Genomic DNA, 13573 nt, shown 5'->3' on the forward strand with positions numbered 1-13573 from the left:
ATGGATAGAAGAAAGAGATGTGAAATTTCGTGTCAAAAACAGTTGTATTAGCAGAGAAACCTTCAGTAGGACGTGACCTTGCACGCGTACTGAAGTGTCATAAAAAAGGAAATGGTTTCTTAGAAGGAGATCAATACATTGTCACGTGGGCGCTTGGCCACTTGGTGACACTGGCTGATCCAGAAGGCTACGGGAAAGAATTTCAATCCTGGCGCCTAGAGGATTTACCCATTATTCCAGAACCACTCAAGCTTGTCGTGATGAAAAAGACAGGGAAGCAGTTCCAAGCGGTCAAAGCGCAGCTGGCGAGAAAAGATGTAAAAGACATTGTCATCGCAACAGATGCTGGACGTGAAGGGGAGCTTGTGGCAAGGTGGATTCTTGAAAAAGCACATGTGAAAAAGCCTCTAAAACGTTTATGGATTTCGTCTGTTACAGACAAAGCCATTCAAGAAGGGTTCAAACGATTAAAAGATGGCAGAGAGTATGACAACTTGTACCGCTCTGCGGTAGCGCGTGCAGAGGCAGACTGGATTGTAGGGATCAACGCAACAAGAGCGCTGACAACGAAGTTCAATGCGCAGTTATCCTGTGGACGTGTGCAAACGCCAACGATTGCTATGATCGCCAAGCGAGAGGAAGACATTCAGCAATTCCAGCCGAAGCTGTTCTTTGGGCTGACTGCACAAGTAGACGGACTGACGCTGACTTGGCAGGATGCAAAGACAAAACAAAACCGTACATTCCAAGAGGATGTAGTGAAGGAGCGTTTGGCAGCCTGTAAAGGAAAACCTGCAGTGATTGATGCACTGAAAAAAACAGCGAAAAAATCCTTTGCTCCAGGGTTGTATGACCTGACAGAATTGCAGCGTGATGCCCATAAACGCTACGGTTTTTCAGCAAAAGAAACACTGTCTACACTTCAGCGTCTGTATGAACAGCATAAGCTCGTCACATACCCGCGTACGGATTCACGTTTCATTTCGGCAGATATCGTGCCTACATTAAAAGATCGACTCAAAGGAATGAACGTTAGACCTTACGCGCAGCATGTGAATCGCATTCTACAATCAGGCATTAAAGCACATAAAGGTTTTGTCAACGATGCCAAAGTGTCAGATCACCATGCGATCATTCCAACCGAGGAAGAGCTGTATCCAGGTGCATTAAGCGATAAAGAGCGTAAATTATATGACCTGATTGCCAAGCGATTCCTCGCTGTACTGATGACCCCTTTTGAATATGAGGAAACAACAGTGATCGCCAAGATCGGCAGTGAGACATTCACAGCGAAAGGAAAAATTGTGCAATCAGCCGGCTGGAAAGCCGTGTACGATGATTCCTATGAAGACGAGGAATCAGCCGAAGCAGATCAGCACTTGCCGGCATTAACAGAGGGGCAGTCACTTGACGTACGCCAATTAAAAGAGACAAAAGGCGAAACGAAACCTCCTGCTCGTTTTAACGAAGCGACCCTTTTATCTGCCATGGAGAACCCGTCTGCATTTATGGAGAACAAGGAAAAAGACTTAGTGAAAACCCTTGGTGAAACGGGTGGATTGGGGACAGTGGCAACTAGAGCTGATATCATTGAGAAACTGTTTAACAGCTTCTTAATTGAGAAAAAAGGCAAAGACATCTTCATCACATCGAAAGGGAAGCAGCTTCTTTCTTTAGTACCTGAAGATTTAAAGTCACCTGCGTTAACAGCGGAATGGGAACAAAAGCTTTCTAAAATTGCGAAAGGTCAATTGAAAGCTTCTCAATTCATGAGTGAAATGAAGTCATATGCAAAACAAGCCGTATCTGAAATCAAACAAACGAACCAAACCTTTAAGCATGACAACATGACAGGCACACATTGCCCTGACTGCGGAAAACTCATGTTAAAAGTGAACGGGAAAAACGGCACCATGCTTGTTTGTCAGGATAGAGAATGCGGACATCGAAAAAATGTGGCAAAGAAAACAAATGCACGCTGCCCGAACTGTCATAAAAAGCTTGAGCTGCGCGGGGAAGGCGATGGCAAAATATTTGCCTGTGTTTGTGGTCATAGAGAGAAACTGTCTGTTTTCGAAAAACGCAAATCACAATCCAATCAAAAACGAGCCAGTAAGCACGATGTGTCTAAATATATGAAGAAACAAAAGAAAGTGGAAGAACCAATCAATAACGCACTTGCAGAACAATTGAAGAAATTAAAATTAGATCAATAGTTGTGTAAAAACCCATGTGAATTCGCATGGGTTTTTTGTTTGTTAGAGTATTTTGACATGTTGTTTTTCTGTAAATGGGAATATGTAAGCGAAAAGACTCGTAATTTGGTATAAAATATTTATTTTCATTTAAACAGAAACGCTCTATAATAAATCGTTAGATGCTTAGAGAGAACAAGGATTGAAAGGGGACACGAATGGATACACCCATACATCGTACAGCTATCGCTATACTTATTGTCATTTTACTAGGCGGATGTACCTGGAAACAGCAGCAACATTCAGCTCAACCAGAACCTGCAAAGCCAGTATTGTCAGGAGAGTACTTTATGACTCACCACTTAATGACAGATCAAGGCATGATCCGGACCTCGCTTGCGGAGCAGCCTACCTACTTATCGGAATCGCTCGGACTTTGGATGGATTATCTTGTTAGAAAAAAAGATCAAACATCTTTTGATCAACAGGTAGACCTCCTGCGCACTCAATTCTTACTGGAACATGATCTTCTTAGCTGGCAAATCGAATCTCATCAAAAAAGCAAAGTCAATGCTTTAGTTGATGACTTACGTGTAGTAACAGCGCTTCAAAAAGCAGATCAATTGTGGCAGAAGTCAGTGTATCAAACCACAGCCAAAAAAATCGCCAAAGCGTTAAAAGACAAAAACATGTTCAAGGGTATGTTGACCGACTATTATGATGCATCGACAAAGCAAACTTCACATACAATCACACTTTCATATCTTGACCCAAAAGCAATCAAAGAACTAGTATCCCTCCACCTATTCACAGAACAAATGATGAACAACCAATTGGCCATTCTAAAAAATGCACCGAGACAAAAAGGATTTTTTCCAAAATCCTATGACATAGCGAAAAAGGTCTACTCATTTGATCAGGAAATCAACTTGATCGACCAACTTTATACGGCTCTTTATGCTGAACGTGCACAGGTTGATACAACAGTCATCATGAAATGGCTGAAAACCAACTTCCAAAAGGAAGGAAAACTGTATGGACGATATAAACTGAGCACATTACAGCCAGCAGTGACGTATGAATCGCCTTCAGTCTATGCATTGGTGATTTTATATGCACTCAAACAAGGAGAAGATGATTTTGCAACAGACGTCTATCACCGAATGAAAGAGCTGCAAATCCAAGATCCTCTCAAGCCTTATTACGGAGGCTATATGAACGAAAAAGATACACACTCATTTGATAATTTATTGCCTCTAATTGCAGAAAGGGAGCTTCTAAATGAAAAGGTTATTCAGTAACACCTATCGCACGTATTATACGGTGCTCCTCACGTTTGCGGGACTCATTTTATTTATGGGCTACTTGAATGGACGTGATGCGGAGAGTGTCATGATCATCACACTCACATTTGTCGTGATAGGATGCGGCATTTTATTTGGTATTTTGCCAGCATTGGTTTTTACTTTGTTGATTTTGTTCTTTATAGGAAGCGGGATGTTCTTTACAGAGCTTGGTCACACAAATTCACTCTTTTCTCATCAAACGTTGCAAGATGTCGTGATATGGGGCGTGGCGCTTCTCTTTTTTGCTATTTCTGCTGGAAACGTGCATGAGCGAATAAAAACGATGCGTTACACCATTGACCAACAAAAGAGGGCCATCAAACAATTTGTAGCGATTGACTCAACCACAGGATTTGACAATGCAGAGCGGATGAGACTCGAGTTGTCTGAGGAAATGAAACGAGCAGAACGATACAAACAGCCATTCGTCTTTATCCTTCTTCATATGCACTACTCAGCGGAATTCAAAACATTATATGGAGAAAAAGAAATGCAACATCTTTTCCAGCAACTTAGTATGAAGATTCGCGAAAGTGTGAGAGAAACCGATAAGAAATTTCGATTATCCGAAGAACGAATGGGTCTCTTGCTCACTCACACACCTGAAGAAAATGTCTCGATCGTTCTTGATAAGCTAAAGGACAAACTGCAAACGCATGTCCTGCTAAATGGCCGTGAAGTGACCTTAACCTTTCATGTCTGTCATTTAACAAGCAGCTCGGATTATCGGACACCAGAGCAATTTTTAGAAGAACTAGAAAACGAGATGATGATGAATGAACTTTAATGTTTTGACGAAATGTTGTTTGTTAATCGTTCTTTTCTCTATGCTTTCGATCAATGACAGTACATCAGCCAGTGCACTTGAGAAAGAGTCCAGGACCCTCATCGTCTATTCCACACAATCAGGTGAGACAACGCCAACTGTTCATATGCTTGATGTACTTGTGGGGCATTTTTCCACACGAACGACCATTTTATCTGATGAACAAATCACTGAAAAGAACCTCAATGACTCTCAGCTAGTTATCTATATAGGTGAAGAAAAGAGAACGTTGAAATCACAAACCATTCGTCTCATAAACGAATCAAAACGCTTAATCGCAATAGGATACAATGCGGAACAGCTTCGTCCATTCTCCAAGCTTACTTTTCACAAACAAGATCACATCAGTCAAATCAAAGATACTGATGATCAAGAATACCGTCAGCTAGAGAGAGGAATCACAGCTCAGACGGTTCAAGGGACAGATCTGCAACGTAAATTCTTATTGAAGAAAAATCAAGCTGAACAGCCATTTGTGATTCAAACAAAAGAAGGTGCGGCATATGTCGGAATGCTAAATATCCTTCAGCACGACAAGCTGCTTGCAGAGGTGCTGGAAAGTCTCCTGCCGTCTTCTAATCAAACGACGACAAAGTACTTACAGATTGGGAAGATTAACCCCGTCACGGATGAGAAGAAGTTACTTGAACTTGGACGATACGTAACAGCTCGCCATATCCCTTTTCTGCTGGCGGTGACCCCTATATGGATTGATCCAGCAACAGGGGATGAAGTGACGCTCAGTGACCGGCCTAAACTTGTCCACGTGTTAACACAATTGCAAAGCAATGGAGCTAGTGTCGTTCTTCATGGGTTTAGCCGTACGTATCGAACGGAGGAGTCGGGTAAAGGCTTTGAATTCTGGGATGTAAAGTACGATCAGCCCGTTACGTCAAATGAACCAGAGAAAGCTGATCAGCAGCTGAACAAAAGCTTTTTTCCGAATGAAAAAGATTTTAATGCGTATATCACATCCAATCAACATCAAGAAGCCATCTATACAGAAGAAAAGCTGACAAAAGGCATTGAACTGCTCGCGCAGCAGGGGTTATATCCGCTTGCATTTGAAGTGCCGAATGATGCCATTTCCCTGCAAGGCTATGAAGTGATTTCCCGCCATATGTCCAGTCTATTTGGGCAGGTGCAGCTCTCAGACCGTACATGGAAATCAAGTAGTGAATCACCATTTTTGTCGACACCCGCCATGCTTCATGGCATGACTTTATATCCTGAACAGTCTATAGATACAGCGTCTGACCAAGAAGGTGCAAACATACTGACTGAGCAAACAATTCAATCCATGCAGCATATCCAATCCGCCGCCATTGGGCTGTCCTATGATGTGGAAGCGGAGATAGATGGGCTGCAAGATGTAATCACACAAATGGATGCGATCCCTTCTAGTGAATGGCTAGATTTAAAGAAAACAAAACAGACTGTTCAAACTCAGAATGTCCAGATCAAAACAGCAGGAAATGGACATATTCAAATAGAGCAATCCAATATAGCTGAACCAAAAACAAACAAACGAAGCGGGATGGAAAATATGCTTCGAATACTCACAATGGTGGTGCTGCTCTTTATTGTGGCATTTGCTTTTTACACATTGTATTTAAGGCTGACGATGAAAAAACGGATCTTTAAGGAGAGAAAATCAGGTGGCTGATATCTTATTTTACCTATCATTAATACTGATTTGGATCATGCTCCTATATCATATGTTTCTGATGCAGGGAGGCTTTCAGCACTATTTAACTTACGAAAAAGTGCTGCCTAAATGGACGAAACAAGGGAAAGATCTGCCGACCGTCAGCATTCTCATTCCAGCACATAATGAAGAAGTGGTCATTCGGCAGACGCTAAAAGCCATGGTCCAGTTATCCTATCCCAAACACCTTCTTGAAATCATTGTGATTAATGACAATTCCTCTGATCGTACAGGGGAGATTGTGCAATCATTTAGTGAGCAATACGATCATGTCCATATGATTGAAACAAAGCCGCCATTTGCAGGGAAGGGGAAATCTACTGCACTGAATGAAGGCTTGAAGGCTTCGACAGGAGACGTTATTTGTGTATACGATGCAGATAATATGCCTGAAAAGAAAGCCGTCTACCATTTGGTTCTTGGATTATTGAATGATCCTAAAGCAGGTGCTGTTGTCGGGAAATTCAGGGTCATCAATGCAGCCAAAAACCTCCTGACAAAATTCATTAACATAGAAACGATCTGCTTCCAGTGGATGGCGCAAGGCGGGAGATGGAAATGGTTTGGCATTGCGACAATACCAGGCACCAACTTTGCGATCCGTCGGCACATTTTAGAAGAGCTTGGCGGCTGGGATGTCCATGCACTAGCTGAAGACACTGAATTAACAATTCGTGTGTATAATCTGGGCTATGTGATTCGGTTCTTTCCTGCTGCGATTACATGGGAACAAGAGCCTGAAACATGGAAAGTCTGGTGGCGGCAACGAACACGCTGGGCTAGAGGCAACCAATATGTTGTGCTCAAATTTTTAAGGCAGTTTATGAAATTAAAAAGAAAACGAATGATTTTCGATTTATTTTATTTTTTCTTTACGTATTTCTTATTTTTCTTTGGTGTACTGCTCTCCAACGGCATTTTTATCGTAAACTTATTCGTTGATCTTCACTTATCTGTGGGAGCTGTCGCACTCATCCTATGGGGGTTAGCCTTCTTCCTCTTTTTAACAGAAGTGATGATTACGTTAAGCATAGAGAAAACAGAGCTGACCAAACAAAACATTCTCATTGTCGTTCTCATGTACTTTACCTATTCCCAAGTATGGATTGCGCTTGTTGTGTACTCCTTATGTGTAGAGGTGAAAAGCCGATTATTGAAACAAGAAGTGAAATGGTACAAAACCGAGCGTTACAATCAACAACAAAAGAAAAGCGGGTGACATATTGAAATCGTTAAAATGGTTGATTTATATATTAGGATTATCCTTAGCGATCCAGCCTTTTTTCATGGCAGGTCAAGCAATGGCGCAATCCAACCGAGTTCAAGTCAAAGATGATTGGGTTCAATCTTCAAAAGAAAACAAAACAAAAACGCAGCATCTATCAGAAGACGTAGTGACCTTATATGGACAAGAAGACCGCACTGAATTTACCTATCAAGTGGATCAGGAAAAAACAGAGTCAAGCACATTGACGTTCAATATAGAGGCTTCACCATTATTGATTTCACCTTCCTCATTCACTGTTATGATTGATGGAGAGATCGAAAAGACCATCCCTGTATCAGGGAAAAACCAGAAGAAGTCGATTCAAATCAAGTTGAACAAAGCACAATTGAAAGAAGGTACTCACCGCATTCAGGTCACCTTTTATGGTGTTTTAAAAGAAGGCGTGTGTATCAACCAAGACACACCTGCTAATTGGCTAAAAGTGTATCCTGAAAGTGAACTTACATTCAAAGGAATCCAGACAAAAGATTTCACATTAGATAGCTTTCCATCACCTTTTATTCAAACAGGTGATCAGAAAGAACAGACAGATATTGTAATTCCTAATTCACCGGATGCAGCTGAATTAGAAGCGGCCATCAAAGTATACCGTACGTTGAAAAACAAAGATCGCCAAAAAGAGATCAAACTTATCCAAGAAAAGGACATCAAGCAAGTGGCGCACCCAACGATTGCTGTGGGAGCTAAAGGAAGCTGGGATGGACGGATGAAATCGATTGAACAAGCTGCAGGAATTAAAACAAAAAGCAGTCATCTTACGGTAGCGATGAGAACTTTGACAGCAAAGAAAACAGAACAGCCCATTTTATTTGTGACAGCGGAAAAGCCTGTGACAATCGCTGGAAAAATCAATGTTCTGACTCAGTCAGAATTAACGGATCAACTGACTGGAACAGACCTAGTGCTTCAAAAGGCTGCAGCTCAAACGTCTAAACCATCTTACAAGATTCCTTTGAAAGATTTTGGCGGAGATGATGTCACGGTTGGGACCAACAAGACGGTATCCGACCACTACTATTATCCGAAAGCGCTACTGGCTAACCAAAAATCAGGTGCAAAGCTCAATCTTTCATTCAAAAAATCTGATACAGCGGCAAGCAAAACAGAACGGTTAACTGTTATGATCAATGACGAACCGCACGACGTACCATTAACAAAACTAGGCAGCAAAGATGCGAATGGATTCTATCATGTCTCGATTCCAGTCGATTCAAAGATACTTCAAAAAAATGAATATATTGATTTGCAATTTGTCACAAGTGGTTTTAAAAACATGGAATCTTGCAGACATACGGATGAAGAAGGCTGGATATTCATTGACAAAGACAGCTCTCTTCAAATACCAGAAGGAACAACGAGTGAAAAGCCAGATTTAGCCGCATGGCCGCTCCCGTTCACTTCGAAAAATACATTGATCATCATACCAGATCAAATCAAACGTGAAACAATCAATCAAATGGCCATGTTGACGGAATCTTTTAGTCAGCCAGAAGTAGCTCAATATCATTTAATGAAAGCTTCTCAAGTGACAAATGAACAATTGAAAAATCACCCTCTCATTTTCATCGGAGGCATTCAAACATTCTCTCTTCTGAAAGAAAAAGCAGCCGATCTCGTTGTTCCGGTGAAAAAGGATCAGTATGATGTATCTTCTTTCGGCATGATCAACGAAACAACGGCTCGAATTGTATGGACGCAGCCATCTGTTTGGAATAAAGAACAGACAATGACAGTCTTTTCAGGAATGACTGCAGCTGAAGCTAACGTGTCAAATGAAGTAATGCAATTTCTTCAAACAAATACAGAAAAAGCAACAGTTGCAATAGAGAGTAAAAACAAAGGCGTGTTTACTAATCATCAATCCGTCAGTAGCACATCGAGCAGTCTGAAAACAAGTGAAAAACAAAGCAGTAGCGAGTCTTGGATTTACTTTGTGTGTATCGCTGCACTCATCCTTTTTGTGCTTTTAATGATTGTCTATTTCGTACGAAAAAACCGTAAAAAGACTGAGTTCTAAACGATCAAAAGACCTTGAAAAAATCTCTTTACTTTGGTGTCAAACGGGAGTATGATCTCTTTTATAAAAGACCAATCGCTGAATCATTTCGATGAGCGGGGGAACCAATTGTGGTGGTATAAAACACCACGTGGGGTGAATCCTTTTAAGGTAGGGCAAAATCTCATGCGCCCGAATCCGTCAGCTAACCTCGTAAGCGTTAAAGAGAGCAAAGACCAACCTGTGATCTAAACAATAGGCACAGGGGCATTCTATTGCCTCTGTGTCTTTTTGGCGATCCAAATTTTGTAACTCAAATCGTTTGACACTAAAGGAGCGGGCATCACATGTACAGTTTGATGAAGCGTATTTTAATTGGTAAACCATTAAAATCACAGGCAGCAGGAGAACAAAAACTATCAAAAATCAAAGCTTTGGCATTATTGTCATCAGACGCATTGTCGTCAGTCGCATACGGTACAGAACAAATCTTGATTGTTCTATCAGTTGTTAGTGCGGCAGCGTTTTGGTACTCACTCCCGATTGCAGGTTGTGTATTAATCCTTTTAATGGCGTTAATTCTATCTTACCGCCAGATTATTTATGCTTATCCAGAAGGCGGCGGGGCGTATGTCGTCTCCAGCAGAAACTTAGGTGAAAAACCAGGGCTGGTTGCTGGTGGATCATTACTCGTCGATTACATTTTAACCGTAGCAGTGAGCATTTCTGCTGGGACCGATGCGATCACATCGGCTTTTCCAGCTCTATATCCATATCATGTCATGATCTCAATCGTATTAGTCCTAGTGATTATGGTGTTAAACCTTCGTGGACTGACAGAGTCGGCATCTATTTTGGCTTATCCTGTGTACTTATTTGTCTTTTCATTGCTCATTTTAATTGGGGTGGGCGGGTTTAAACTATTAACTGGGCAAGTGCCGCCAGCACCTGAACATACAGCGTTTGGTACACATGTATCAGGCATCACGTTATTTCTTTTATTAAAGGCATTTTCGTCTGGCTGTTCTGCTTTAACTGGTGTTGAAGCGATTTCTAATACAATTCCATCCTTTAAAAAACCAGCTGCACAAAATGCAGCGAGAACTTTATTGATGATGGGGGGATTACTGGCCGTTCTATTTGTAGGAGTGACATTGCTTGCGTTTGGTTTTGGCATCTCGCCAAAGCCAGAAGAAACGGTTGTGTCACAGATTGCATCAGACACATTTGGACGGACATTTTTCTACTATGTCATTCAAGCTGTCACAGCTTTAATTTTAATATTAGCAGCAAACACAGGTTTTTCAGCTTTTCCATTATTGGCTGTCAACTTAGCAAAAGATAAATATATGCCGCGCATGTTTACAGTGAGAGGAGATCGGCTCGGTTATTCCAATGGTATTATCTTCTTAGGTGTAGCTTCTATGCTGCTTATTTGGTTATTTGATGGGAAAACGGAACACCTCATTCCACTTTATGCTGTCGGTGTGTTTATTCCATTTACCTTGTCTCAGACAGGTATGTGTGTAAAGTGGATTCGTGAAAAACCACAGGGATGGAAAGTGAAAATGCCTATCAATATCGTGGGAGCACTTATTTCATTTACGGTTTTCATGATTCTCATTTTGACCAAGTTCCATCTTGTATGGCCAGTATTTGTTTTCATGCCAATTGTTCTATTTATTTTTCATTCTATTAAGAAACATTATCTGTCTGTTGGAGAACAATTACGTTTATTGAATGAAACCGAGCCTGTCGAAATCAAAGGAAATGTGGTCATCGTCCCAATAGCAGGTGTCACACGTGTCGTCGAACAATCTGTGCAATATGCAAAATCCTTATCAGACCAGGTCATAGCGGTTCATGTATCGTTTGATAAAGAGAAAGACAAGAAAATTGAAGCTGATTGGGAAAAGCTGAATAGTGATGTGCGTCTTGTGATTTTACATTCGTCTTATCGAAGTCTCATTCACCCGCTTGATAAATTTCTTGAAACGATTGAAGCGAAAGCAAATGCACATCAATATAGAGTGATGGTGCTCGTCCCTCAATTTATTCCGAAAAAAAGATGGCACACCATTTTGCATAATCAATCTGCTTTCTTATTAAGATTCCGTTTATTATGGAAACGGGATATTGTTGTCGCCACTCTTCCATATCACTTTAAAAAGTAACAAGAGCAAGTTGAAACGTTTGATCAAAAGGGTGCGGTGGTATGGAGTAAGAAAAAAGGAGTTTTCTCACATGCCGCAAAGAACCGCAGGAAAAGAAGTAACAGCGCTACTAGAAGAGTGGGGCGTGAAACATATTTATGGAATGCCCGGCGACAGTATTAACGAATTAATCGAAGAACTAAGGCATGAATCAAGCAAAATTCAATTTATACAAACAAGACATGAAGAAGTGGCAGCACTTTCAGCAGCAGCTGATGCGAAACTAACAGGCAAACTTGGTGTTTGTTTATCAATTGCTGGGCCAGGTGCTGTCCACTTATTAAATGGACTATACGATGCAAAAGCGGACGGTGCACCTGTATTAGCGATAGCAGGGCAGGTTGCCTCAACTGAAGTAGGCAGAGATGCATTTCAAGAAATCAAATTAGAGCGGATGTTTGACGATGTTGCTGTCTTTAATCAGCAAGTACAAACAGCAGAAGCTCTGCCTGACTTATTGAATCAAGCCATCAAAGCTGCCTATACCCATAAAGGGGTGGCGGTTCTCACTGTCTCAGATGATTTATTTTCTCAGAAAATTAAGCGGAGTCCCGTTTATACATCACCTCTTTATGTAGAGGGAGATGTGCGGCCGAAAAAAGATCAACTGCTAAAGGCTGCTCAACTCATTAACAATGCGAAGAAGCCAGTCATCTTAGCAGGAAAAGGATTAAGAAATGCTAAAGAAGAACTTCTTTCGTTTGCAGAAAAGGCAGCTGCACCGATCGTCATTACACTTCCAGCAAAAGGTGTTGTTCCAGACAGGCATCCATACTTTTTAGGGAACCTAGGTCAGATCGGGACGAAGCCTGCATATGAAGCGATGGAAGAGTGCGATTTATTAATCATGCTTGGAACCTCCTTCCCATATAGGGATTACTTACCGGAAGACACACCTGCCATTCAATTGGATATCAAACCGGATCAGATCGGTAAAAGATATCCAGTAGAAGTGGGGATTGTAAGTGACAGTAAGACTGGTCTTCATGAACTAACCTCTTATATTGAATATAAAGAGCAGCGCGGTTTCCTTGAAGCTTGTACAGAGCACATGATGAAGTGGCGAGAAGAAATGAATAAGGAAAAATCTATTGCCACATCACCGCTTAAACCGCAGCAAGTCATCGCTAGATTAGAAGAAGCGGTAGATGATGATGCCATTCTTTCAGTTGATGTCGGTAATGTGACGGTATGGATGGCTCGTCATTTCGAAATGAAGCAGCAGGATTTCATTATTTCCAGCTGGCTTGCCACAATGGGCTGTGGGTTACCTGGCGCAATATCAGCTAAATTAAACGAACCAAACCGCCAAGCTATTGCTGTCTGTGGTGACGGAGGCTTCACAATGGTGATGCAAGATTTTGTGACGGCGGTAAAATATAAACTGCCAATTGTCGTTGTGATCTTAAACAACAACAACCTTGGTATGATTGAATATGAACAACAGGTAAAAGGCAACATCAACTATGGTATAGAGCTGGAAGATATTGATTTTGCAAAATTTGCAGAAGCGTGCGGTGGTAAAGGAATCTCGGTGTCATCACATGAAGAACTAGCACCAGCCTTTGATCAAGCACTTCAAGCTGAGAAACCTGTGATCATTGATGTTGCGGTGACCAATGAACCACCGTTACCTGGTAAAATCACGTACACACAAGCAGCGGGCTTTAGTAAATATTTATTGAAAAAATTCTTTGAAAAAGGTGAGCTGGATCTCCCTCCACTCAAGAAAAGCCTTAAACGCTTTTTCTAAACAGCAGGTAGTCGGTCTTCTAATTAGAAGACTGACTTTTTTTGTTGAATAGGTAAAATCATTTCAATTGTCACTTGTTTTCTTCTATATAAAAATATACAGACTGGATTTTTTGCAACTTAAAGCCTATTTTTCCAATTCGGTGAGAAAGGTAAAATAGACTTTATGATCAATAATGGAGGGAGTGGCTTAATCTGGGCAAGATACTTGATGCAAAAGCACTAACCAGTGCCATGGATACAAGGGCA

The 13573-nt window shown here is 41.3% G+C and carries 8 protein-coding genes and 1 riboswitch; all 8 genes read left to right on the forward strand.

Annotated features, from left to right (window positions below; genetic code table 11):
* The first annotated feature begins 29 nt into the window (after positions 1 to 29).
* The 8 genes from ASG46_RS06345 (at position 30) to ASG46_RS06380 (ending at position 13325) form a co-directional block, all read left to right on the forward strand.
* On the forward strand, positions 30 to 2216 hold the full coding sequence (locus ASG46_RS06345) for a DNA topoisomerase III (protein WP_056703736.1): 2187 nt from the start codon (positions 30 to 32) through the stop codon (positions 2214 to 2216).
* 197 nt (positions 2217 to 2413) lie between these two features.
* A complete protein-coding gene (locus tag ASG46_RS06350; protein WP_041508288.1) occupies positions 2414 to 3496 on the forward strand; it encodes a glycosyl hydrolase family 8 in 1083 nt (360 codons plus the stop codon).
* Positions 3477 to 4328, forward strand: coding sequence for a GGDEF domain-containing protein (locus ASG46_RS06355; protein WP_024720232.1), 852 nt, complete (start codon positions 3477 to 3479; stop codon positions 4326 to 4328). The genes ASG46_RS06350 and ASG46_RS06355 overlap by 20 nt, the downstream gene beginning before the upstream one ends.
* Positions 4318 to 6033: a DUF2334 domain-containing protein gene (locus tag ASG46_RS06360; protein WP_045035036.1), complete on the forward strand. Its 1716-nt coding sequence runs from the start codon at positions 4318 to 4320 to the stop codon at positions 6031 to 6033. The genes ASG46_RS06355 and ASG46_RS06360 overlap by 11 nt, the downstream gene beginning before the upstream one ends.
* 37 nt (positions 6034 to 6070) lie before the next feature.
* Positions 6071 to 7294, forward strand: a complete 1224-nt coding sequence (locus tag ASG46_RS06365) for a glycosyltransferase family 2 protein (protein ID WP_202394383.1) — start codon at positions 6071 to 6073, stop codon at positions 7292 to 7294.
* A 4-nt stretch (positions 7295 to 7298) separates the two neighbouring features.
* A complete protein-coding gene (locus ASG46_RS06370) occupies positions 7299 to 9380 on the forward strand; it encodes a cellulose biosynthesis cyclic di-GMP-binding regulatory protein BcsB (protein ID WP_056703739.1) in 2082 nt (693 codons plus the stop codon).
* A 66-nt stretch (positions 9381 to 9446) separates the two neighbouring features.
* Positions 9447 to 9594, forward strand: a riboswitch (cyclic di-AMP (ydaO/yuaA leader).
* A 112-nt stretch (positions 9595 to 9706) separates the two neighbouring features.
* Positions 9707 to 11533: an APC family permease gene (locus ASG46_RS06375; protein WP_007498061.1), complete on the forward strand. Its 1827-nt coding sequence runs from the start codon at positions 9707 to 9709 to the stop codon at positions 11531 to 11533.
* Positions 11534 to 11603: 70 nt separating this feature from the next.
* Complete coding sequence (locus ASG46_RS06380; protein ID WP_056703741.1) at positions 11604 to 13325, forward strand: pyruvate oxidase; 1722 nt, start codon at positions 11604 to 11606, stop codon at positions 13323 to 13325.
* Positions 13326 to 13573: the final 248 nt, after the last annotated feature.

The sequence above is a fragment of the Bacillus sp. Leaf49 genome (assembly GCF_001426125.1).
Taxonomy (GTDB): domain Bacteria; phylum Bacillota; class Bacilli; order Bacillales; family Bacillaceae; genus Bacillus; species Bacillus altitudinis.